The sequence below is a fragment of the Enterobacter cloacae complex sp. XAL002 genome (genome assembly GCF_049236805.1).
GTDB lineage: Bacteria > Pseudomonadota > Gammaproteobacteria > Enterobacterales > Enterobacteriaceae > Enterobacter > Enterobacter intestinihominis.
The window spans coordinates 228,835-252,894 of record NZ_JBMKJN010000002.1; the positions used below are offsets into that span (position 1 = coordinate 228,835).

13 protein-coding genes are annotated in these 24,060 nt (G+C 60.2%); 6 read left to right on the top strand and 7 right to left on the bottom strand.

Annotation, left to right across the window (positions count from 1 at the left end; genetic code table 11):
* The first annotated feature begins 6 nt into the window (after nt 1-6).
* The 3 genes from ACOT0L_RS02750 (at nt 7) to ACOT0L_RS02760 (ending at nt 2,659) form a co-directional block, all read left to right on the top strand.
* Nucleotides 7-852 carry a transketolase gene (locus tag ACOT0L_RS02750; protein WP_022651707.1) on the top strand — a complete coding sequence of 282 codons (846 nt, stop codon included), beginning with the start codon at nt 7-9 and terminating at the stop codon, nt 850-852.
* On the top strand, nt 852-1,850 hold the full coding sequence (locus tag ACOT0L_RS02755) for a transketolase family protein (protein WP_022651706.1): 999 nt from the start codon (nt 852-854) through the stop codon (nt 1,848-1,850). The genes ACOT0L_RS02750 and ACOT0L_RS02755 overlap by 1 nt, the downstream gene beginning before the upstream one ends.
* A 74-nt stretch (nt 1,851-1,924) precedes the next feature.
* Nucleotides 1,925-2,659, top strand: coding sequence for a class I SAM-dependent methyltransferase (locus ACOT0L_RS02760; protein WP_063146928.1), 735 nt, complete (start codon nt 1,925-1,927; stop codon nt 2,657-2,659).
* Here the strand turns inward: ACOT0L_RS02760 and ACOT0L_RS02765 are convergent.
* Nucleotides 2,653-3,255, bottom strand: a complete 603-nt coding sequence (locus ACOT0L_RS02765) for a short chain dehydrogenase (protein WP_023298436.1) — start codon at nt 3,253-3,255, stop codon at nt 2,653-2,655. The two genes, ACOT0L_RS02760 and ACOT0L_RS02765, sit on opposite strands and share 7 nt — an antisense overlap.
* A gap of 97 nt (nt 3,256-3,352) precedes the next feature.
* Here ACOT0L_RS02765 and ACOT0L_RS02770 point away from each other — a divergent pair, with 97 nt between their 5' ends.
* Together ACOT0L_RS02770 and ACOT0L_RS02775 are read left to right on the top strand one after the other, a co-directional pair.
* Nucleotides 3,353-4,240: a LysR substrate-binding domain-containing protein gene (locus ACOT0L_RS02770; protein ID WP_022649115.1), complete on the top strand. Its 888-nt coding sequence runs from the start codon at nt 3,353-3,355 to the stop codon at nt 4,238-4,240.
* Between the two features lie 20 nt (nt 4,241-4,260).
* The gene (locus tag ACOT0L_RS02775) at nt 4,261-5,442 is read left to right on the top strand and encodes a PLP-dependent aminotransferase family protein (RefSeq protein WP_022649114.1); all 1,182 of its coding nucleotides are present in this window, start codon (nt 4,261-4,263) and stop codon (nt 5,440-5,442) included.
* 54 nt (nt 5,443-5,496) lie between these two features.
* Here ACOT0L_RS02775 and ACOT0L_RS02780 read toward each other — a convergent pair whose 3' ends face one another.
* Entirely contained in the window at nt 5,497-5,916 is a 420-nt protein-coding gene (locus ACOT0L_RS02780) for a nuclear transport factor 2 family protein (RefSeq protein WP_023298434.1), read from the bottom strand.
* A 95-nt stretch (nt 5,917-6,011) separates the two neighbouring features.
* Between ACOT0L_RS02780 and ACOT0L_RS02785 the strand changes: the two genes are divergently transcribed.
* On the top strand, nt 6,012-6,737 hold the full coding sequence (locus tag ACOT0L_RS02785) for a helix-turn-helix domain-containing protein (RefSeq protein ID WP_126502719.1): 726 nt from the start codon (nt 6,012-6,014) through the stop codon (nt 6,735-6,737).
* On the opposite strand, the gene nudI is transcribed toward ACOT0L_RS02785, so the two are convergent.
* From nudI to ACOT0L_RS02810, 5 genes are all read right to left on the bottom strand, one after another.
* Complete coding sequence (gene nudI / locus ACOT0L_RS02790; RefSeq protein WP_023306790.1) at nt 6,715-7,140, bottom strand: nucleoside triphosphatase NudI; 426 nt, start codon at nt 7,138-7,140, stop codon at nt 6,715-6,717. The genes ACOT0L_RS02785 and nudI overlap by 23 nt on opposite strands.
* 133 nt (nt 7,141-7,273) lie before the next feature.
* Nucleotides 7,274-8,473 carry an HlyD family efflux transporter periplasmic adaptor subunit gene (locus ACOT0L_RS02795; RefSeq protein ID WP_022649110.1) on the bottom strand — a complete coding sequence of 400 codons (1,200 nt, stop codon included), beginning with the start codon at nt 8,471-8,473 and terminating at the stop codon, nt 7,274-7,276.
* Nucleotides 8,454-10,646: a type I secretion system permease/ATPase gene (locus tag ACOT0L_RS02800; RefSeq protein WP_023306789.1), complete on the bottom strand. Its 2,193-nt coding sequence runs from the start codon at nt 10,644-10,646 to the stop codon at nt 8,454-8,456. The genes ACOT0L_RS02795 and ACOT0L_RS02800 overlap by 20 nt, the downstream gene beginning before the upstream one ends.
* Nucleotides 10,643-12,007 (bottom strand): TolC family outer membrane protein, encoded by a 1,365-nt coding sequence (locus ACOT0L_RS02805; protein WP_368995282.1) that lies wholly within the window; start codon nt 12,005-12,007, stop codon nt 10,643-10,645. The genes ACOT0L_RS02800 and ACOT0L_RS02805 overlap by 4 nt, the downstream gene beginning before the upstream one ends.
* Nucleotides 12,008-12,128: 121 nt before the next feature.
* Nucleotides 12,129-23,552, bottom strand: coding sequence for a BapA/Bap/LapF family large adhesin (locus tag ACOT0L_RS02810; RefSeq protein WP_421637246.1), 11,424 nt, complete (start codon nt 23,550-23,552; stop codon nt 12,129-12,131).
* Nucleotides 23,553-24,060 lie beyond the last annotated feature (508 nt).

The following is a 24,060-nucleotide window of genomic DNA, read 5'->3' on the forward strand; positions in this document are numbered from 1 at the left end:
ACGACGATGACGGATACCACAGTTCAACAGGTTGCCGCCGCGGCCTGGCGCATTCGCCGCTACGCGCTGCGCATGGGCGAAGTGCAGGGGCAGGGCTACATCGGGCAGGCGCTGGGCTATGCCGATGTGCTGGCCACCGCGTTTGCCCACGGGATGAACCTTAAGCCGGGCGAGCCGGAGTGGGAGGGGCGTGACCGTTTTTTGCTCTCTCACGGCCACTACGCCATTGCCTGTTACGCCGCCCTGATTGAAGCGGGGATCGTTCCTGAAGAGGAGCTGGAGACCTACGGCGCGGACGACAGCCGCCTGCCGATGTCCGGCATGGCAACCTACACGCCGGGCATGGAGATCTCCGGCGGTTCGCTGGGGCAGGGCTTAAGCATTGGCGTTGGCATGGCGCTGGGGCTGAAGCGCAAGCAGAGCGCGGCATGGGTCGTTAACTCCATGTCGGACGGCGAGCTGGACGAAGGGTCAACTTGGGAAGCTGCGATGTCGGCGGCACATCACGGCCTGTCGAACCTGATCGTGCTGGTGGACATTAACCGCCAGCAGGCGGATGGCAACTCGCACGCGATCCTCGGCTTTGAGCCGCTGGAAGATAAATGGACCTCCTTCGGCTGGTACGTGCAGCGCGTCAACGGCAACGATGTCCCTTCACTGGTAACGGCGTTTGATAACGCCAAACGCTACCCGGAAAACCAGCCGCGCGTCATTTTGTGCGACACGCTGATGGGCAAGGGCGTGCCGTTCCTCGAAAAGCGTGACAAGAACCATTTTATTCGCGTGGATGCTGACGAGTGGCAAAAGGCACTCGCTGTGCTGGATGCCAACAAACCTGAAGGAGTGCTGTAATGAGCCAGACCACGGAGAAAAAACCGCGTTTAACCACGTCGGCGATGATTGCCTCTATCGCGGAAGAGGGCCAGGAGACGCGAGCCGCACCGTTCGGCCACGCGCTGGTGAAGCTGGCGGAACAGCGACCGGAGGTCGTAGGCATGACTGCGGATCTGTCGAAGTACACCGATCTGCATATTTTCGCTCAGGCCTACCCGGAACGCTTCTTTCAGATGGGCATGGCCGAGCAGTTGTTAATGGGGGCCGCGGGCGGCATGGCGAAAGAGGGTTTTATTCCTTTCGCCACCACCTATGCCGTCTTCGCCACCCGCCGCGCCTACGATTTTATCCATCAGGTGATTGCTGAAGAGCACCTGAACGTGAAGATCTGCGCGGCGCTGCCGGGGCTAACCACCGGTTACGGGCCGAGCCACCAGGCGACGGAAGATATTGCGATTATGCGCGGTATTCCGGGCATGACGATTATCGATCCCTGTGACGCAATCGACACCGAACAGGCGGTGCCGGCGATGGCAGCGCACGATGGCCCTGTCTATATGCGCCTGCTGCGCGGCAAGGTGCCGGTGGTGCTGGACCAGTACAACTACCAGTTTAAGATTGGCAAAGCTGCGCTGCTGGAAGAGGGGAACGATGTCCTGATCGTCGCCTCAGGCCTGATGACCATGCGTGCCCTGGAGGCGGCGAAGCAGCTGCGTAAGGATAACGTCAGCGTGGCGGTGCTGCACTCGCCCACCATTAAGCCGCTGGACGAAGAGACGATCCTGGCGCAGGCTGCGAAGCCGGGACGGCTGGTCATCGTGGCGGAAAACCACAGCAGCGTAGGCGGGTTGTGCGAAGCCGTCGCGTCGCTGTTGATGCGCAACCGCGTGAACGTGGATTTCGATACCGTCGCGCTGCCGGACGCGTTCCTTGATGCGGGCGCGTTGCCCACCCTCCATGACCGCTACGGGATCTCAACCACAGCCATGGTGGAGAAAATCCGGCGCAGGCTGTGATTTATAAGACGGATACGTTGTCAACGGGCGAGGGGTGCTTTACCCTCGCCACTGTTGCGATAAAGGAGTCCGTTATGGCACAAAACATCTACGACAACCCGGCTTTTTTTGAAGGCTACGCCCAGCTTCCGCGCTCGGTTCAGGGGCTGGACGGCGCGCCAGAGTGGCCTGCGCTTAAGGCGATGCTGCCGGATTTAACCGGCACATCGGTTATCGATCTTGGGTGCGGCTACGGCTGGTTCTGCCGCGTGGCGCGCGAGCTGGGCGCTTGTGACGTCACGGGCGTCGATATCTCTGAAAAAATGCTCGCCCGCGCGGCAGAACTGACGGATGACACGCAGATCCACTATCAGCGTAGCGATCTGGAATCTCTTCAGCTTCGCGAAAACAGTCTCGATCTGGTCTACAGCTCGCTGGCGCTGCACTATCTGCCGGAACTGGATGCGTTATTCGCCAGGGTGCAGCGTGCGCTTAAACCCGGCGGCAGCCTGGTTTTCTCGATGGAGCACCCGATTTATACCTGCGCCACCCGTCAGGGCTGGCTCACCGACGACAACGGTGAGCGGTTCTGGGGCGTGAACCATTATCAGGACGAAGGCAAGCGCGTCAGCAACTGGCTGGCAGAGGGGGTAATCAAATACCACCGCACGCTGGGTACCACGCTTAACGCGCTGATCAAGGTCGGATTGACGATAAGTGAAGTCAATGAGTGGGGACCAACGCAGGCGCAGGTTGACGCCTGGCCCGCGCTGGCCGAAGAGGCGGAACGCCCGATGCTGGTGCTGATCGCCGCCCGTAAGGCTCAGTAACCCACTTTATATACCCGCCCGCTCTGCACCCCTTCCACGCTGCGGCGGTAGGCCTGCGCAACGGTCGCAGCGGGAACGCTTTCAAAGCCCGGGAAGAAGCCATCATATGCTTCGACGGATTCCGTCAGCACCGTCGGGCTGATCAGGTTAATGCGGATCCCGCGCGGCAGTTCACAGGCCGCGGCGCGCACAAACCCTTCCAGCGCCGCGTTTACGGTGGTGGCATTGACGCCCTGAGCAATCGGTTCGTGCGCCACAATCCCGCTTATCAGCGTGATCGAGCCGCCTTCGTTCAGGAAGTGCTGGCCGGTCAGCGCCAGACGAACCTGCCCCAGTAGCTTATCCTGCAAGCCCCGGTTGAACTCGCCGTCGGTCATGGTTGCGAGCGGGCCGAAGTGTACCCCACCGCTGGCGGAGACAATCGCATCCACCGGGCCGATCTTTTCGAACAGCGCCTGTACGCTCGCCTGCGAGGTGATATCCACCTGATGCTCGCCCTGCGTGCGACCCACGCGGATCGTCTCGTGGCGTTGGCTTAACTCTTCTGTGACTGCACGACCGACCGTACCGCTGGCACCAATAATGACGATTTTCATAGCAGACTCCTTATGTTGTGAGTCTTCATTCTTTAATAAATAAAAACTCAGATAAACTGGGCTAACGTTAGAAGATTACTAACCAGAGGTTTGGAATATGGATAAGCTTCGCGGGATGGAGACGTTCATCGCGGTGGTGGAAAGCGGCAGCTTCACCGGCGCGGCGGCCCGGCTGGAGATGTCGGCGGTGATGGTCGGGAAGTATATTGCGCTGCTGGAATCGCAGCTCGGCACGCGGCTACTGGAACGCAACACCCGACGCCAGAGCCTGACCGACGCCGGACGCGTTTATTTCGAAGAGGCCAGGCGCGTGCTGGAGCAGGTCTCCATTGCTGAAAACGCAGTTGAACGTCTGCGAGCCACGCCCGCCGGCACCCTGCGCGTGACGGCACCCACCTCGTTTGGCGGCTGCGTTATCGCGCCTCTGACGGCCACGTTTTTACAGCGCTACCCGCAAGTGCGCATCGAACTGGATCTCACCAACCGAATGGTGGATCTGGTGGAGGAAGGGGTCGATCTGGCCATTCGCATCGGGGAGATCCGAAATGAGGATCTGGTGGCGAAATATCTCTGTCCCTACAACATGACGATCTGCGCCGCGCCGGAATATCTGGCGCGTCACGGTACGCCGCAAACGCCAGCCGATCTGGTGGATCACCTGTGTCTGTCGCACACGGTATGGACGGCGCGTAACGAGTGGCGGCTGCCCGGTGTGGAAGGCGAGGTGCGCTGGAAGCGTGATGCCGTCTTACGATGCAATGACGGCTACGGCTTACGCATGGCGGCGCGAGCCGGGGCAGGACTATTGCTGCAACCGGAAGTGCTGGTGGCTGAAGAGCTGGCAAACGGCAGGCTGGTTCGGGTTCTGGAAGCGTTTACGCCCGCGCCGAGGCCGGTGCATTTATTGTGGCGCCAGGATTTGCGTCCGCTGCCTAAGCTAACGGAATTTATTGCCCATATTCTGTTAAGATTGGGCACAATATAAAAAAAGAAGGTAAGTAAAGAATGTCTGCAAACAAACTCGCCAGCAGCGCGCAGGGCCTGCAATCCTCTGCCATCCGTGAATTATTAAAACATAGCAAAATGGCAGGCGTGATTTCGCTGGGGGGCGGTATTCCAAACCCGGATCTGTTCGATCATGAAGGTTTAAAAATTGCCGCTGATGCCGTGCTGTCTCAGCATTTTGGCGAAGCGTTCCAGTACGGCCTGACGGAAGGCGTCCCGGGGCTGCGCGAAGAGATCCAACGCATCTGTGAAGGTCGCGGCATCGCCTGTAAAGCCGATGACGTGGTCATTACATCCGGCTCTCAACAGTCGCTTGACGTGCTGGCGCGTGCGTTAATTAACCCGGGCGATACGGTCGTCGTTGAGCGTCCGACCTACCTCGCTGCGTTGCAGGTCTTTGGCCTGGCACAGGCGAATTTTGAATCCGTCGGCACCGACGGCGACGGCATGAAAGTAGATGAACTTGAAGCGCTGGTGGCAACCAAAACCATCAAAGCGGTTTATATCGTGCCAACCTTTGGTAACCCGGGCGGCGTGACGCTCTCCGAGGCGCGTCGTAAACAGCTGGTGGAATTATCGAAGCGCTATGACTTCGTGATTATCGAAGACGATCCGTACAGCGAAATCAACTATACCGAGGAAGCGTTCCGCCCGCTGATTGCTCATGCCAAAGATATCGGCAATGAGGATAACGTGGTGTACACCTCCACCTTCTCTAAAATCCTCGCGCCGGGCACCCGCGTGGGCTGGGTGCTGGTGCCGGAGTGGCTGAAGCGTGCGGTGGTGAACCTCAAGCAAACCACCGATCTGCACACCAGCACGCTGTCGCAGCTGATGACGTACGAATATCTGAAAACCGGTCGTCTGGCGAATCAGATTAAAATGATCCGCGAAGCCTATCGCCAGAAATACCAGACCTTTGCCAGTGAACTGGAAGCGGAGCTGGGCGATGTGATGTCGTTCCACAAGCCAAAGGGCGGCATGTTCCTGTGGGCGAAAATGAATAACGGCATCAATACGACGAAATGGCTGGAAAAAACGTTGAGCAACGGCGTCGTGTTTGTGCCGGGTGAGTTCTTCTACTGCAACGAGCCGGACCACACCACGCTGCGCATGTCTTTCGTTACCCCAACGGATGAGCAGCTTAAAGAAGCGGTTCGACGTCTGAAAATTTCCCTGTAAGCGGATGCGCATAATGGCAGATGCCGTTATGCGCTGTTCCCGTGTAGGGTAAGGTTATTGCGTGGCGTGGGCGAGGGTGCGGTCAAATGCATCGCCGTCTGGCGCCTGTGTGACTTCATGGATCCGACAAATTTTCCCCTCGCGCAGCGTGGCAAACATATACACCTCTAATTCTGCCTGGCGACCATCCGGATATGTCACGGCCACTCTGTGCCGGTCTGCCACACATTCGTTATGGCAACATAACGCTTCCACGGTAAACGTAATCTCGCGGATCTGCGCACGCACATGGTTCAGGTGTTTCATAAATCCCTGATAATCAAGCATGTGACCGTCCGTAACCTGCTGGTAATCGGGCGTAAACACCTCTGCCGGATCTACATTGCCATTGAATAAGCGGGTTAACAGACAGGCCATTTGCTCGCGCTGCGCGGTGTTGTCGGGCTGGTTTATCAGGGATGTAATGATGGTCATTTTAGCTCCTCGTGATGTTGAGCCGCTATTATCCTTGACAGCATAAGGCGTAGTTTCTGTAATAAGTCGAAGAATAACGATTTTCGGTCAAATTCATGCTGACAACTGAGAGGCTTGTTCATCCCGGTGGCTATCACACCCCGTGGCACAGCCATCATGCCGGCCAGCTCTGGCGCATTGCTGCGGGGCTGCTGGTGATTGAGACGCCGCTGGGGCGTTCGGTGGTACCCGCAAAACATATCGGCTGGATCCCGCCTGGTCAGCAGCACGCTGCCTTTTCGGAAAGCGCGATTGAAGGTTGCGCTGTCTATCTTGACCCTGCCCATTGTGAAGGGCTTCCGGAAAAGGCCACGCTTTTCGAGTCTGACGATTTTACCGATGCACTGTTTTCCCGTTTAAGCGTTGCCGGGAGTGAATACGATCCCCGAAAGCTCATCCTGCTGCTGGAGGAGTTGGCTCTGGCGTCTCAGGTCCGCTTTTATCTGCCCGTACCGACCGATCCCCGGCTGAAAAATGTGGTCAGGAAACTGCTGCAATCCGTCGATGATAATCAGACGGTGGAAAGCCATGCCAGCCGTGCCGGGATGAGCGTACGTACATTCAACCGGCGGTTTAGCGCGGAGACGGGGATGAACTTCGTCAACTGGCGCCAGCTGGCGCGCGTCATGCAGGCGATGGAGTGGCTGGCGGCGGGGAAGCCGGTGGGGTGGATTGCGCTCTCGTGCGGATACAGCAGCGTCAGCGCATTTATTGAAGTTTTCAGAACGTGGACCGGTAAAACGCCGGGGCAGTGGGCGATTAAAGAAGGCCCTTTTGCGTAAAGGTAATGCGCGTGGCCTCGTTGAGATCCAGCTCTCTTAACGATTCCGGATAAACCCAGGCGATCTCCTGAAACTCGTCGTTAAACGTAACATCCCGATTGGCGCTGATGCAGTCGAAGATCAGATAAATCATATAAATTTCCTCGGTGGTACCATCGGCGTAAGTTTTGACCCTGATGTCATCGCGAAAAGCCCAGGGCTTGACGTCGATAATGTCCAGCGCGTCGCCCAGCTCCTCACGGACTTCACGGCGCAGCGCCTGTTCCATGGTTTCGCCTGGTTCCATTCCACCACCGCAGAGTGCCCACTGACCGGGGAATACACCGCGATCGTCGGCCATTTTACATAGCAGGTAGGCTCCGTCATTCTGGATGATGGGGCAAACAATGGTTCGTTGGCGCATGATTTCTTCCTGAAAAATGAATTTGGGCTACTATAGCAGATTGGTAATGGAGATCATGTTAGGTGTGTTGGATCCTCATCACTCGGAACAGCGGTGTAGGCCGGGTAAGGCGAAGCCGCCACCCGGCGTTTGACTACCGCTCCCTCAGCGCCTCCTTCGCCCGGTTAAACGGCTTAATCAGATAATCCAGCACCGTTTTCTCCCCGGTCTTAATATCCACCGTCGCAATCATCCCCGGCACAATCGAAAAGTGCCTGCCCGCCTTGTTCACCAGATAATCCTGGCTGGTGCGAATGAATACACGGTAGTAGAACACCTCCGGCTTCGCTTCGTCCTGAATGGTGTCCGGGGAAATGGTCTCCACCACTCCGTGCAGCCCGCCGTAAATCGCGTAATCGTAGGCGGTGATTTTCACCAGCGCCTCCTGATTAGGATGGATAAAGGCGATATCCCGGGGCGAGAGGCGGGTTTCAATCAGCAGGTGATCGTCCACCGGCACAATTTCCATTAACTCGCCGTTGGGCGGTATGACGCCGCCGATGGTGGTCACCTTGATGTTTTTCACGATCCCGCGCACCGGCGACTTCACCGTCAGGCGGGTAACGGAATCCTCGCGGCCTTTCAGGATCGCTGACACCATATCCACCTCGGCGTTGGCCTTCGACAGCGCTTCACGGGCCTGCACGTAATACTGGGAACGTACGTCGGTGAGCTTCAGCTCCAGGTCGCTTTTCTGCCGTTGCAGGCGTAGCACTTCCACGTGGCTGGCGGCACCGGTTTTCACCAGCCGTTGAGTGATCGCCAGTTCTTTATTGGCGAGCGCTAACGCGGAGCGGAGTTCACGCTGCGTATCCTCCAGCTGGGCGCGGCGAGAGTTGTAAAGCCGCGTTTCTGCGGCGGTCAGGTCGGTCCATTTCGCCAGGGAAGGCGGGAATTTCAGCGGGAGATCGTTCACCTCGGCGTACAGGCGCACGCTGGAGGCCAGCGACGCGCGGTAACGCGCCGCGCTTTCGCCGACGTTAGATTCCGAGCGGGTAGGATCCAGCCGCGCCAGCACCTGTCCGGCCTGCACCTGATCCCCTTCGTGTACGTTCAGCTCGGTGAGGATCCCCCCATCCAGCGACTGCAATACCTGCTCGCGTGAACTGGGGATCACTTTTCCGGTGCCGGTTGAGACTTCATCCAGCACCCCGAACCACGCCCAGACGCCGAGCACCACAAACATCAGCAGGGAGAAGAAAACGATGCGCCGGGCACCGGTATAACCGCTCTCGGAGTCGAGCGCGTTATCCAGATCTTCTACTGCGGCAACGTCACGCTGATTGATTTTCATTATTCCACTCCCGTCCGGTTGCCTGCTGCTGTTGCTGCATACGGCTGTTGTTCAGCGCCTGCGCTTTTGGCGCGTCCATCACCAGCATGCCATCTTTGAGTACCACCACGCGCTCCACCAGCTCCAGTACCGGCACGCGGTGGGTCGCGACAACCAGCGTGCGGTTGCCGAGCCACGCCCCGAGACGTTGAATAAATTCCCGCTCGGTATGTTCATCAAGGGAGGCGGTCGGTTCATCCATCAGCACGATATTCGGGTCGCGCAGCAGCATCCGCGCCAGCAGAATAGACTGCCGCTGCCCGCCGGACAGCCCGACGCCATTTTCCATAATCGGGTAATCCAGCCCCTTTGGCAGCTTCTGCACAAAGCTGGCCGCGCCGCACATCTCCAGCACCTCGAAGATCTCTTCATCGGTGGCGCGGGGCATGCCGAGCGTGATGTTCTCGCGCAGGGTGCCGTAAAACAGCCGGGCGTTTTGGGTCATAAAGCCGACGTTTCTCCGCACGTCAGCCACGTCCAGATGCGGCAGGCTGAGGTTGTCGAGCCGCAGTTCACCGCCCGCCAGATCCATCCCGCCCGCCATCGCCTGCAACAGGGTTGATTTACCCGCGCCGTTGCGCCCGAGGATCGCCACTTTTTCGCCCGCTTTGATCTCCAGGCGGTTAATGCGCAGCGCCATGCGGGGATCTTCCGGGTGATAGCGGAACTGCGCCTGCTCGAAAAGATAGTGGCCGCGCAGCACGTCCTGGCGGATCGGCGTCTCTTCGCGCTGGTTCTCGGTCGGCAGCTGCATAATGCTGTCCAGCCCCTCTTTGGCCGCCTTCACCTGCTGCCAGCGGGCCAGCACGCCGCACAGCGTCGCCATCGGGGCGATCATCCGTGAGGCGAGCATCGAGGCGGCCACCACCGAACCGGTGGTTAAGGTGCCGTCGATCACCATCGGCGCGCCCACCACGATCACCCCGGCATAGACCAGGCTCTGAATGGTCATCCCCCAGCTGATCAGGTTCTGCGTCAGTTCGCGGGTGCGCAGGCCGGATTCGGCGGTGATCTGGATATAGCTGTTCCACTGCTGCAAAAAGCGGTTCTCCGCCTGCATCAGCTTGATGTCCTCCAGCCCCTGCACGCTCTCCACCAGCACCGCGTTGCGCAGGGTAGATTCATGCGCCGACTGCTTCGCCAGCTCCGCCAGCTTCTTTTGCAGCAGCAGGCCAGGCAGGACCATGATCACCGCCGCCACCGGGGCGATCCACGCCAGCTGCGGGGCGATGATCGCCAGCACAATCACAAACAGGATAAAGAACGGCAGATCGACGATGGTGGAAATGGTGGAGGAGGTGACCATCTCGCGGATCTGCTCCAGCTCGCGCAGCTGGGAGATAAAGCTGCCGGTGGAGCGCGGAATGGCGCTATGGCGTAGCCGCAGCGCGTGGCCGAAGACCCGATCCGAGACGCGCATATCCGAGCGTTTGCCCAGCAGATCCATAATGTGCCCGCGCGCCACGCGCAGCACAAAACCAAACAGCGTGGCGATCAGTACCCCAATGGTCAGTACGTAGAGCGTCGGGTAGGACTGGGCGGGGATCACCCGGTCATACACCTGCATGGAAAAGACAATGCCGGAGAGGGAGAGCACGTTGATAAACAGCGCCGCCAGCATCACCCAGCTGTAAGGGCGAAGGTCGCGCATCACCAGCCGGTAGAGCCAGTCCGGGCGGTATTTTGAGATATAGGCGTCCACGCGGCTGTCCTTCAGCGCCGCCAGCGGACGCAGGGCGATGACGTGGCGGATGGCAGGCAGCATCGCACTCATCGACAGGCGGTTGGTGTGCGTGTTGTCGTCGAAAAAGCTGACCTCAAGCGTATCCTCGCCGTCGAAATTGTCGATCACGCCGATTTTACCGTCGTTTAGCTCTACCACCACCGGCAGACGCCAGCTGTTGATGGCGTGCTGATCGGCCGTCAGCAGCTGGAACGTCAGCCCGGCTTCACGGGCGAGCTGCGTCAGCGCGGGCACCATCGGTTTGCCTTTCAGCCACGGCGCGCCCGCGATCAGCGAGCCTGGCGAGCAGGCAACGCGATAGCGCGTCGCCACATAGCCAAACGCCTGCGCCCACTGCTCCAGCGCCTCATCCGTCATGTTTTCACCCTGCGGAATATCGCGTTGCTTCATGGCTGGATCTCCACGGTCTGGATGGTGCGGTTTTCAAGATCGAACGCCTGACGTATGCGCCCGGTTTGGTAGAGACAGTTCAGCTGAAGCTGGCGGAGCTGTCCGGCGGTTTGCTGCTGGGTAAAGCGCGCCTGATACACCTCCTGCTCGGCGTTGAGCACGTCGAGCAGCGGGCGGGAACCAAGATCGAGATACTGCTGCTGATACAGCTCGCGGGTACGGGCGCTGAGCGCTTCCTGGCGGCCCTGGATCTGAAGCGTGCTCATCAGGCTCATCACCTGGCTGCGCGCTTCCAGCAGTTTTTGCCGCACCTCAAGACGGGTGCGCTGAATGGTGGACTGGGCCGATTCCACCGCGTGTCCGGCGGCGTTACGCCGGGCGGTGAGGCCGCCGCCCTGATAGAGCGGCATCTGCACTTTTACCCACGCGGAGTACTGGGTGCGGTCCCGCGTTTCGTTGCCTGAGTAACGGTCGTTAAGATAGTGGCGGACTTCCGGCTCCAGCGAGACGGTAGGGGTCATCTGCGCGTTGGCATAGTCGAGATTGGCCTGCGCGACGTTAGCCTGCGCCCAGGCCGCTAAAACCGAGGGTACCAGGCGATCGTCCGGCTCGGCAATATCGCAGCTGCGGGCCAGACTTTGCGGAAATTCATTGCTGACCGCGTTCAGGCCGTCCCAGCCCAGCATGCTCATCAGCGTGGCGCGTGAGCTGTCGAGGCTGGCCTGATACTGCATCAGCTGCGCTCGCGCGCCTTCGATACGGGCATCGGTCTGCACCACGTCAGAGAGCGACGTGGCGCCTTCGTCATTACGCAGCTTCGTCAGTGTGCCGATGGAGGTCAGGGCGTCCAGCTGTTCTTTAGCGGTCTCGACCATCTGCTGCCAGGTCTGCACCTGCACCATAGCGATGGCGGTATCGTGGGCGATAGTGTCGATGCTCACCAGCACGTTGGCCTGCTGCTGGGCGACGCCCGCGTTTTCGGCGCGCACCTGGCTTGCGACTTTGCCGAAGTCGTAAAGCATTTGCGAAAGAGAAAGCACCAGCGAGGGGGTAAAGCCATTATCGTCGCCGTCGTGGCTATAGCCGTTATCCATGCCGGCGTTAATTTGCGGATAATATTTCGATTTGGCGACGTCCACATTTTCGCTCTGCTGATAGAGTTTGCCGACGGCTTCACTGATGGCCGGATGCCAGGTCACGGCGCGGTTTACGGCTTCATCCAGCTGTAGCGTGCCGGGGGCGGCTTTGCTGGCTACGGGCGCCACGCGGCCATTTAAAGAGGGGAGTTCCTGCGTTTCGCTTAATTGTCCGGTATTAATCATCGCCGCAGGGTTTGCCGCGATAGCGGGCACAGATATCAGGCAGCACGAGAGTCACCAGTAAGGCATCTTCTTTCCCATGTCTTGTCCCTAATAAAAAAGTACTGCTTTATTGTTTATGCCCGGGCGCTGTGCGCGCCCGGGTCATTTCTTGCAGGTGCTATCAGGTAATGATGTGTTGCTGGTTTACAAGCTCGTCGTAGGTGGTCTGAACATTGTCCAGCGTAACGAGCGTAGATTTAGTGTAGGCGGCTCCCGTGCCGTCACGGTCGATGGAGATCACAGTATTGTTACCGCTTTGTGAAACAGAGACATAGTTCCCCAGCGTCGACGCGCTACCGTTCCAGCCCACCAGCAGATCGCCAATGTCGATCTTGTCTCCCTGCGACAGGGAGAAGTTCGTCCAGTGGTCACCCGTGCTGTTACCTGCGGTGGCGTTACCCGCCGTAGCGTTCAACACCTGATAAATCAGCGTGTCGCCGTAGGCCGTGCCGCTAATCACATCGTTATGTTCCGAACTGACAAATTTCGGTGCCATATTGATGGTCAGCGAGGCGGTATCCCGGGTACCGTTGGCGTCGGTCAGGGTGTAGTTAAAGACCTCCTTGCTGGTAATGGTAGAGAACGATATCCCCGGGTTGAGTGTGTAGGTGTAACTGCCGTCTGCGGCAATCGCCAGCGTGCCGTAGTGACCCGTGATATTTACCTGCGTGCTGCCGGTGTAAGGATCCAGCGTGGTGGTTACGCCGTCGTAGCCGGTAATGCTGAGACGGGTATCCACCGAGTGCAGCTGGTCCATCGCGCCCGCGGAGCCGGTGCCGTCGAAGATATTGCCGTCAACGGTGTGGGTGCCCGTGGCGTCAAACTGCGACAGGGAGTAGCTGGTCCCGGTGACGCTTGGGGTAACGGTGATATTTCCCACCCCGAGCGGTCCCATTCTGCCGGTATAGTTCAGCGTATAGGTTCCCGCTTCCAGATCGAGGCCCGTCAGGTTGATCGTCGCCCTGCCGCCCAGCAGCAGCCCGCCGTTAAATGAGCCGGATCTGAGGGTGGTGGTGCCGTTGGTCAGCGTCCAGTCGACCGTTAACCCGGTAAGGGTCAGCAGCGAGGCGACGTTAAACGACAGAACCACGTTATGCAGTGCAGTATTAGGATCCACCACGAAGGTCCCGCTTCCGCTGCCCTGGGTTGAGGCAAGCAGCGCGGCGTTCCAGCTCGCCGACCCGACGGTGGTATCCGAGTATGCGGCGGTGCGGTGCACCGAGTTCACGTCCATCGCCGTGCTGACATCGTTCACCGCGTCCATTGGCTGCGCGGTCGGGGTGATGTTCAGCGATGCCGTGTCTTTCGAGCCGTTCGGCGCGGTGATGGTGTAGACGAAGGTATCTGGGGTGCTGATGCTGTCAGCGCCGACTCCGCTGTCCAGGGTGTAAGTGTACTCCCCGGCTGCGTTGATCCGCAGCGTACCGTACTCGCCGGTGATCTCCGTCAGGCCGCTGCTGTTCACCGCCACGCCGTTAACGTCGGAGACCACGGTACCTGCTGGCGCAATATCATCCGCCAGCACATCCCCGGTCGTGCTCTCGCTCACGCTTGCCACGCTGTAGACATGATCCTGCAAGACGTTCAGCGTGTAGGCCGTCAGCGCGGTGATCCCCGCCGCCGTATTGAGCAGGAACAGGTACTCGCCAGCGGGCAGGTTCAACGTCAGCTGCGGGGAGGTGCCGCCCAGCAGCGGCGCGCGCAGCCAGCCGGGTTCAACGCGCATCTGCTCGAAGGTCTGCGTCGCATTGTTGAACTTATAGATGTAGAGGTCGAACACCGAGGCCAGCGCGACGCCGCCCACGGAGGCCTGAACGGTCATGGTGCGGGTGGTGCCTTCTTCCACGTTATAAATGATCGGGTTGGCCAGATCGTCCAGCAGGTTCAGCCCCAGGGTATTGCCAAGGTTGATCCCCACCAGGGTAAAGCCGCCCTGCGACGAGGTGCCGTTGTTGATCGCCTCCACGGTGGTGTCGAAGGTCAGCGAGGCGGTATCGTCCACGGCCACGATCCCGCTGCTGGTAGTGCCTTCGCCCAGCGACAGAACCAGATTTGCCGAGGCGCTGGTGCCGTTGTGGGTGATGGTGTAGGTAAAGTTCTCCGTGCGGCCAATGACGGCGGCGCTGGTGTTGGTCAGGTTATAGGTATAGCTGCCGTCCAGGTTGATGGTCAGCGTGCCGTATTGCCCCTGAATCACCGTGCCGTCAGCCGTAACGCTGGTGGTGGTGCCCTGGGCGTTGGTGACCGTAGTGACGGTGGTGCCCGCCGGGGCGTTGTCGCTGCCTGCGGTTGGATCCACGTCAGTGATGACGTTCCCGACAACGCTGGTCTCGCCGGACACGGTGCCTGCGCTGGTCTCTTTCACCGCCACATCGAGGCTGGTGTAAGAGCCGGTTGCCAGCAGGTTAGTGTTGTAGCTCAGGACGCGATACTGACCATTCGCCAGCCCGGTCAGGTTCAGCGACACCCCCGTCGCGCCGAGGGTCAACAGGTCAGCGAACTGCGGCTGCCCGGTATCGACCACGGTAGTCCAGGTATTATTGGCGGCGTCGAAGCGCTGTACCACCAGCTCAAGGGTATTGAGCAGGGAAAGAACGGCACCCGTGGCGTTGGCGTTCACGGCAATATCCGCACTGCCGCCGTTGCCGACGGTGAAACCTACCTGCGCGGTGTCGTTGCCGAGCAGCGTCAGCACGTTACCTAAGGCGCCTACCAGCAGGAAACCATAGTCGCTGTACTGCGAATTGGTCACCGTGGCGGTGGTCGTGAGCGCCAGTTCTTCAGCGTTGGTGCTGGCAGAGAGCGGCACCACCGGCGCAAGGGCTGAGCCGGGCAGCGAAACGTTGCCTGCCGCATCGGTGGCGGTGATTTGCAGCGTCTGACCTTCCGTCTGTTTATTGAGGAAGGTGTAGCTCCAGGAACCGTTGCTGTCCGCCGTGGCGGTGACCGTTGAATTATCCGCCAGGCGGATGGTGACGGTGCTGCCCGCTTCAGCGCTACCGGTCAGTACGCTGCCGTCTGCGTTGAAGGTCCCGGTTGGAGCCGTTGGCGCAGTGAGATCGACAATGACGGTGGTTGACGTGGAAATCGGGCTGGTGCCCGAGCCGTTGCTCGCCGTGGCGGTGAAGGCATGCGGGCCTTCGCTCAGCACCGGCGTGGTGAAGCTCCAGTTGCCGCTGGCATTCGCGGTGACCGTGCCCATCAGCACCCCGTTGTTATAGAGGGTGATGGTCGTGTTCGGCTGCGCCGTGCCGCTCAGGGTTGGCGTGGTGTCATCGGTGGTATTCCCGTTGGTCAGGTTGCCCGTCACCGTGCCAACATTATCGTCAATATTGGCGATAACAGGCGCGTTCGGGATTGTGGTGATCGGGGCAATCACGGAGGTGGTGATACCCGCGTTACCGGCCTTATCGGTAGCAAAGACAATCAGTGACTCCCCGCCGGTCTGTGGAGGGGTGAGGGTGGCGCTGAAGTTTCCGCTGCCGTCCGCGACGGCGGTACCAAGCACGGTTCCGGTGCTGCTGGTGATGGTGACGGTGCTTCCCGCTTCCGCTGTACCGGTGACCTGCGTCCCGTTGGTGATCACCGCCAGCCCGGTTGGGGCTGGTGGCGGCGTCAGGTCAACGTTAATCGTGATAATCGGTGAAGCCACGCTGGTATTGCCCGCGGCATCGGTGGCGGTTGCGGTGAAGTTATGCGCGCCTTCCGTCAGCGTGGTGCTGGTTTGCGGCAGCGTCCAGTTGCCGTTGGCATCGGCAGTGACGGTCCCCACCAGCGTCGTGCCGTCGTAAATACGTACGGTGGTATTGGCTTCTGCCGTACCGTTTAAGGTCGGACGGGTATCGTTGGTTGGGTTGGTGCCAGTAACAGGTCCGGTGACGGTCCCCACATCATCCTCAATCGAGGTGATTGCCGGTGCGACAGGGGCGGTGGCATCCACATTAATGGTGTAACCGCCGGTCTGCGCGCTGGCGTTGCCCACCGCGTCGGTAGCGGAGAAGGTCAGATTATGCGGCCCGTCAGCCAGCGGGGTGGAAGGCGTAAAGCTCCACGCGCCGCCGGTGGCGACTGCGGTGCCAATCTGTACCCCATTATCAAAGATGGTGACCGTTGCGCCGGCTTCTGCCGTACCGGTGAGCGTTGGCCGCGCGTCGTTGGTTAACCCGCCGTTGGCGACAGGCGCAGCGGCGTTACCGACATCGTCGGTGATGCTGGTCAGCACCGGCAGCGCTGGCGGTGTGGTGTCAATGGTCAGGCTGAAGTCGGCGGACGACGTGCTGGTGTTACCCGCCTGATCCGTTGCTTCTGCGGTAAAGGTGTGTGACCCACTGTCCAGCGGCACGGTGATATCGACGGTCCAGTTGCCATCGGCATCGGCAGTACCGGTGCCCACCAGCGTCGTGCCCTCATAAATATTCACGGTGGCCAGCGGCTCGCTGGTCCCCACCAGACGCGGGAGAGGATCGTTGGTGGTCTGGCCGGAACCTATTGCCCCGGTGATGGTGCCAACGTCGTCAATCGCCTGGGTGATAACCGGCGCGACAGGCGCAGCCGTATCTACCACCAGCGTAAAGCCTGGTGAGGCAGGGCTGACGTTGCCCGCGGCATCGGTTACCGTGGCGGTCCAGGTGTGGCTGCCGTTTGCCTGCGTACCGGTGGTAAAGCTCCATACGCCGTTTGCGTCCGCCACGGCGGTACCCACTTCACGGCCACTTTCATAAATGGTGATGGTCGCGTTGGCCGCCGCGGTGCCGTTCAGTGTTGGCGTGCTGTCATCTGTGCTTTGTCCCGAGGCGACCGGGCCCAGCACGGTACCAGCATCGTCAGTGGCCGGGGTAAAGACCGGTGCCTCAGGCACCGAGGTATCCACCGTCAGGTTGAACGGTGGTGAGATGACCCCGGTATTGCCTGCGGCATCGGTGGCGTTGAAGGTAATAACGTGCGGCCCTTCGCCCAGTTCAGTGGTCGGCGTGAAGGTCCAGTTACCCTGGGCGTTGACGACCGCCGTGCCGATTTCCACATCATCGACAATAACGTGTACCGTTGCGCCCACTTCCCCCGTACCGTTGAAGGTTGGACGTGTGTCGTTCGTGGAGCCGTCGCTGGCGAGGGTTCCCGTTCCCGGGCTGACATCGTCTATTACCGTGGTAACCACCGGGGCCGCAGGCCCGGCGGTATCCACCGTAAAGGCGAACACTGGCGAGTTGGCGGAGACGTTTCCGACATCATCGCTGGCGTTAACGCGCAGGTTATACGTCCCGTCCGTCAGTACCGGATCCGGCGTAAAGGTCCAGTTGCCGCTGCCGTCGACCGTGGTGGTGCCAATCTCCACGCCGTTATTAAGCACGTGAATGATGGTACCCGCCTGGCCGGTGCCGCTGAGGGTTGGCGTGGTGTCATTGGTCACCTGCCCGGCGGTAAGCGGGCCGGTTGCGCCTCCCGGGGCGTTGTCGCTGACCGTAACGATCGTCGGCACCTGTGGCGCAGTCAGATCGATTTCGACGCTCCAGGCGTTGGACGGCTGGCTGACGTTGCCCTGCGGATCCGTCGCTCTGACGGTAAAGTCATGCGTCCCTTCGCCGAGGGCGGTTTCAGGGGTAAATGTCCAGGCACCGGTGCCGTCTGCTGCCACCGTACCAATTTGCGTAGCGCCATCAAAAATGGCGACGACGCTGTTCGGCTCGGCGCTACCGGTCAGGGTTGGCGTAGTGTCGTTGGTTGGATCGCCGCTTGGGACAGGCGTTGCCGCATTGCCTGCGTTATCCGTCACGCTGGTAATCACCGGCGTGGTAGAGACGGTGTCGACAACGATGGTGATCCCGGCCGACGGGGCGCTCTCATTGCCTGCCGGGTCGGTGGCGGTCACGGTCAGGGTGTGGCTGCCGTCGTCCAGCGCAGGCGGCGTGTAGCTCCAGGTGCCGGTCGGACCGACAACAACGGTGCCCAGCGGGTCGCCGTCATCGTACACCGTAATGGTGTCCCCGGCCGTGCCTGTTCCGGTCAGGGTAGGACGGTTGTCGTTGGTGCTCTGCCCGTCAGCGATTGGGCCGGTGACCGGGCCTACGTCATCGGTCACCGCACCGATGGCTGGTGCGGTCGGATCGGTGAGGTCGACGGTGACGGTCGCGATCGGCGACTGCCCGCTGGTCGCGCCGGTGCCGGTATTCGTGGCGGTGACGGCGAAGGTGTGTGGGCCTTCCGCGAGCGGCAGCAGCGGCGTGTAGCTCCAGTTGCCGTCTGTATCCGCAACAATTTCGGTCAGCGGAACCAGCGCCCCATCCAGATAAATGGTGATGACGCTACCCGGATCGGCGGTGCCGGTAAGGGTAGGCGTGGTGTCATTGGTGGTTTTATCTTTCACATCGCCAGTGACGGGATCGGCGTCATCGTTGATTGCCGTAATCACCGGCACCGCTGGCAGAATAAGCGGGGAGTCCGGTACGTCAAAGGTGGTTGTCGGGCTTGCATTACCTGCGGCGTCCGTGGCGAACAGCGTCAGCGTCGCGGGATCCAGTTGGGCCGGGGAGAGGGCGATGGAGAAGATGCCTCCCGTCGCGACCCCGGTCCCGATGATATTGCCGCCGGCGTCACGCACCGTCACCGTGGTTCCGTCATCTGCCGTACCGGTCAGCGGCGTGCCCTCTGCGGCAATGGTGATATTGGTTGGCGTTGCAGGAAGCAGCGTATCCACCGTCACGCTGAGATCGCCGGAGCTGGCGGAGGTATTCCCCGCCGCGTCACTTGCGGCAACCGAGAAGGTGTGCGGCCCTTCCGCAAGCGCGGGGTCGGCTGTCCAGGACCATGTCCCGTTCGGCTGAACCACCACGACCACCGGAGACGGCGTGCCATCAACAGAAACGGTTATGCTCGAACCCGGCTCGCCAATCCCGGTGAGGGTTGGGGTACCGTCGCGGGTGTAAAGCACGCTGTTGGTCAGTTGGCTGTCAGAGACGGCGTCAATTTGCGGCACGGTCGGTGCCTGCGTATCGACCGTCACGCTAAAGACCGGGCTGACCGGGCTCAGGTTACCCGCGTCGTCCACCGCGGCGACGGTGATATTCAGCGGGCCATCGGTTTGTGTCGGCAGGGTGTATGACCACTCGCCATTGGCGATTTCAACGCGATCCACTTCCACGCCGTTGTTGTAGATAATCACCGTTTCGCCGGTCGTGCCGCCTCCGCCAATGACAGGTGTGTTATCGTTGGTTGAGCCTCCATTCTGAGCGCCGCCAATGGAACCGATGAGCGGGGTATCCGGGGCGAGGGTGTCGACCGTTATCGTGATACCGGTTGATGGCAGAGATTCATTGCCGGCTTCATCGGTGGCGGTCGCCGTGTATTGGTGCGTCCCTTCGCCAATGTTGCTCTCAGGACGCCAGCTCCAGTTACCGCTACCGTCCACCGTGACGCTGCCCACGGCCTGCGGCTCGCCTGTACCCACCTGGTCATAGATGGTAATGACGTCATTCGGCGTACCGGTGCCGCTCAGTACCGGGCGCGGATCGTTGGTGGTTCCGCCGTTGTCCACTGGCCCGGTGATCTGGCTTACGCTGTCTGTCACCGTCGGGATCCCCGGCTGGCCCGGCGCGTCGGTATCAATGGTAATGGTCACCGGCGTGGACGGTGCGCTTTCGTTCCCGGCGCTGTCCTGATTGGTCACCGTCAGGGAGAGATCGTAGGTGCCGTCAGGGAGCGGATCTTCCGGTGTCCAGCTCCAGTTACCGTCGCCATCGATCTCGGCTTCACCTATTTTGGTTGCGCCATCGTAAATGCTTACGGTATCTCCCGGCGTGCCCGAGCCGCTCAGGGTTGGTGTGGTATCGCGGGTGGTCTCCCCAGGATTCAGAGCCGTCCCCGGTGTGGCGCCGTCCGGGTTCACGGTGATCTCAGGAATATCCGGCGTTGCAGGCGCGGTCGTGTCGATCGCCAGCTCAAACGGTGGCGAGATGGTGGTATTACCCGCCTCATCCGTCGCGTGGACCGTCAGCGAATGCGGGCCGTCCGTCAGCGGCGTGGTTGGCGTAAAGCTCCAGCCGCCGCTACCGTCAAGCACGGCCGTGCCGAGCAGGGTGGTCCCGTCATAGATAGTGATGGTGGTGCCTTCCGGTGCGGTTCCCTGCAGCTGCGGCAGCGTGTCATCGGTAGTATCCCCGCTGTTAAGCGGAACCTGCACAGTGCCGATGTTATCGGAGACGGTGTCAAGGGTGGCCGCCGGTGGCGGAGTGGTATCGACGGTAAAGGTAAAGCCGGGTGATGATGCGCTGGTGTTGCCGGCCGCATCGCTCGCGACGACGGTGAACGTATGCTGCCCGTTCCCTAATGCGGTAGTGGGCGTGAAGGTCCATGCGCCGCCGTTGTTCACAATGGCAGTACCAATATCCTGTCCGTCCAGGCGGATCGTCACGGTGGAGCCCGGCTCGCCGGTACCGTTCAGCGTCGGGAGCGTGTCGTTGGTGATTTGGTTGTTGTCGAGCGGCCCCGTGCGGCCCGGTACGTCATCAATGACCTGCGTAATGGCTGGAGCGCCCGGCGCGGCGGTATCCACCGTGATGCTCCAGGTGTTCGATGTCCCGCTGAGGTTATTGTTGGCGTCAACCGCCGTCGCCGTCAGCACGTGCCCGCCGTCGGGAAGATCCGTTTCCAGCGTGATGGACCACTGGCCGTCAGGCCCAACCACTGCGGTGCCGATTTCAGTGGTGCCGCTGTAGAGGGTGATCGTTGTGCCGGGCTCGCCCGTTCCGTTGATGGTCGGGGTTTTGTCGTTGGTGAGACCGTTCTGGCTGACAGGACCGGTGACGTCGAGCGCATCATCCTCCACGCCTGTGATGACCGGGGTTTGTGCCGCGGTGATGTCCGGCGCGTCAAACGGCGCGGTCGGGCCGGTGTTTCCGGCGGTATCGGTGGCATCTGCGGTCAGGGCTTCGCCGTTGGCTTTCGGCGGGATCAGATCAACGCTGAAATTACCCTGATCGTCGGCGACCGCTTCCCCGACCTTAACGCCATTTTCACGAATGGTGACGGTGCTGCCCGGCTCGGCTGTACCGGTTACCGTGGTGCCGTCGGCAGAGATCACCACGTTTTCCGGTGCCAGCGGTGGCGTGCTGTCTGGCGCGTCGGCAAAGCCGGACGGACTGGTGTTGCCGCTGCCGTCGGTGGCCGTCACTGCAAGGGCTTCGCCGTTGGTCTGGGCTGGCGAAATCGGGATGGTAAAGGTGCCGTCCGGACCGGCGGTGGCCTGGCCGATGATCGTACCGTCCGGCGCTTTAATAATAATCGTGCTGTTTGGCTCGGCGGTTCCGCTGACGCTTGCCCCGTCTTCCGCCACCACCAGGTTACCCGGTGCGGCAGGCGCGGTGATGTCCGCTGCGTTAACCAGCGCCGGTGAACTCTGGTTGCCTGCGGCATCGGAGGCGACCACGGAGATGATCTCGCCGTTCACTTGTGCAGGGTTCAGGTTGGCGACGTAGTTGCCGTTGCTGTCGGCAGTGGCGGTCCCGATTTGCACCCCGGCGTTGTTGGTGATGACAATTTTGCTGCCCGGCTCGGCAGTACCGGTGATTTGCGTGCCTGTCGAATTGAGCGTCGCCTCCGGCATGTCTGGCGGCGTAAGATCGACGGTAAAGTTGATCGGCTGAGACAGGCCGCTCTGGTTGCCTGCCGCATCGGTTTCGCGCAGGGTAATCGAATGTGCACCCTCTGCCAGCGGCGTTGTCGGCGTGATGCTCCAGGTACCGTTCGGCAGAACCGTTGTGCTGCCAATCGCAACGCCGTTATCGTAAACCGTAATCGTGCTGCCTGGTTCTCCTCGGCCCGTCAGGCGGGGCTGCGACTCGTCGGTAAACTGCCCGGCGGTAATCGTGCCTTTCAGCCCTCCGGTGTCATCGTTAACGATAAATCCTGTCGGCACCGGCGGGGTGGTGACATCCACCGTTACGGTAAAGGCCGGCGAGGCCGGACCGGTGTTACCGGCGATGTCGGTGGCGCGTACGGTAAGCTGGTGGCTGCCTTCGCTCAGGTTAACCGACGGCGTAAAGCTCCAGCTTCCGTTGCTGCCTACAACCGCTGTGCCAATGGCAATGCCGTTATCATAGATGGTGACCGTAGAGCCCGCTTCCGCCGTGCCGGTGAGCTGCGGGCGCGGATCGTTAGTGGTGCTTCCGCTTCCGAGCACGCCGGTATTGGGCGCAACGTCGTCGGTCATGCCGGTGATGGCCGGGGCGCCTGGTGCGACCGTATCCACCACGAAGGTCACCGCCGTAGACGCCGGGCTGGTATTGCCTGCCGCATCGGTCGCGGTGGTGGTCATGGCGTGGTTTCCTTCAGACAGGTTGGTCGACGGGGTAAAGCTCCATTTCCCGGTAGCATCGGCCGTGGCGGTGCCGATCGGCTTGCCGTTGTCATAGAAGGTAATAACGGTGCCAGCTTCACTGATGCCACTGAACGTCGGGCGTGCATCGTCCGTGCGTTGTCCGTTGCTCAGCGGGCCCGCCTCGGTGCCCACGTTATCATTGACGGTGACAATCTCGGGGGCAGCCGGCGCGGTTGAATCCGGTGCCGTGACCTGAACGCCCGGGCTGGTATTGCCGGACGGATCGGTGGCGGTGGCGGTGATCTGCTCCCCGTTGGTGAGCGGCGTGCCGAGATCGATAGTAAATTTCCCGTCGCTGCCAGCCTTGCCCGTTCCGATGGTGTTGCCATCGGCATCTTTCAGTGTCACGGTGCTGCCCGGCTCAGCCGTACCGGAGACGGTTTTGCCGTCAGGCGAAACCTCCAGATTGGCAGGTGCATCCGGCGCGGTGAGATCCGGTGCTGTGACCTGACCACCCTGGCTGGTATTGCCGGACGGGTCGGTGGCCGTGGCGGTGATCTGCTCCCCGTTGGTGAGCGGCGTACCGAGATCGATAGTAAATTTGCCGTCGCTGCCGACCTTGCCCGTTCCAATGGTGTTGCCATCGGCATCTTTAAGGGTAATCGTGCTGCCCGGTTCAGCCGTACCTGTTACGGTTTTGCCGTCAGGTGAGACCTGAAGATTAGTGGGAGCATTCGGAGGCGTAGTATCAGGTTCGGAAGGATTTCCCGGATTACCGGGATTCGGGTTGTTGTTATCGTCATCTCCGCCACCTCCACCGCCGGTTCCCGCCGCAATAGCAATCCCACCTGCGGCGGCCAGGCCACCCAGCACCCAGGGCCACGCAGCGGCGCCACCAGCATCACTCCCTGACGCCGCCAGTAATGCATCGGTGGAGGCGATGGATTCATAGGTCGCGGCACCGGTTGGATCTTCAATCCACCACAGCGCTCCGTCACTCTCTTCAAGCACCAGCTGGCTTACGCCCTGCGCATCAGTAACGTAGAAATTCTTGAGGGTAATCACTTCGCCCGAATTGAGGGTAATCACCAGATCGTTTCCGCTGCGGGAGTAATCTGCGATGTTGGCTCGATCCACGTTAAGCTTAACGATTGAGGAGTGATCGAGTGTTATCTGTGTCCCTTCCGTGGTCGTTTCCACGCCAGTTAATTTAGATATAACAGATATTTGGCTCATACAGTTATTACTCCAGCAGAGTGATTGGTTACGGCGTGTCAAACAAAGCCATCGTTTCTGAAGGGATGAACGCGCTCCCGGCGAAAATACTGTTTAATAAACAGGATTTACCGTTACTTTCTTTAGCGCGACCGATGCCCGCCAGGATTAAAAGTGGCAACCTCAGGGCAAAGCTAATTATTTACACAGGAAATAGTTGTTTATTTATATGTTTGCGATTTATAAGCCTTATTATTTGTGCAGGTATTAAATTATTTCGTTATAAAAATGATATAGCTATAAATGTCTGAATACGCAAATTAAGTGTTCGTAAACCCAACGCGGCTATTGCAGGGGAGATTAATTGATAGCGTGAATATATTTCGTTAGCTATGAGGGCGCGTGGATAAAGGGTTTTGGCGTAAAAGGTGCAACCCTTAAAACGGTGCTGGTGGGGCGATACTAATAATTATAATATGCGATAAATATCTAATTTTGGTTAGGTTTAATTGCTGCTTAATTGTGGTTT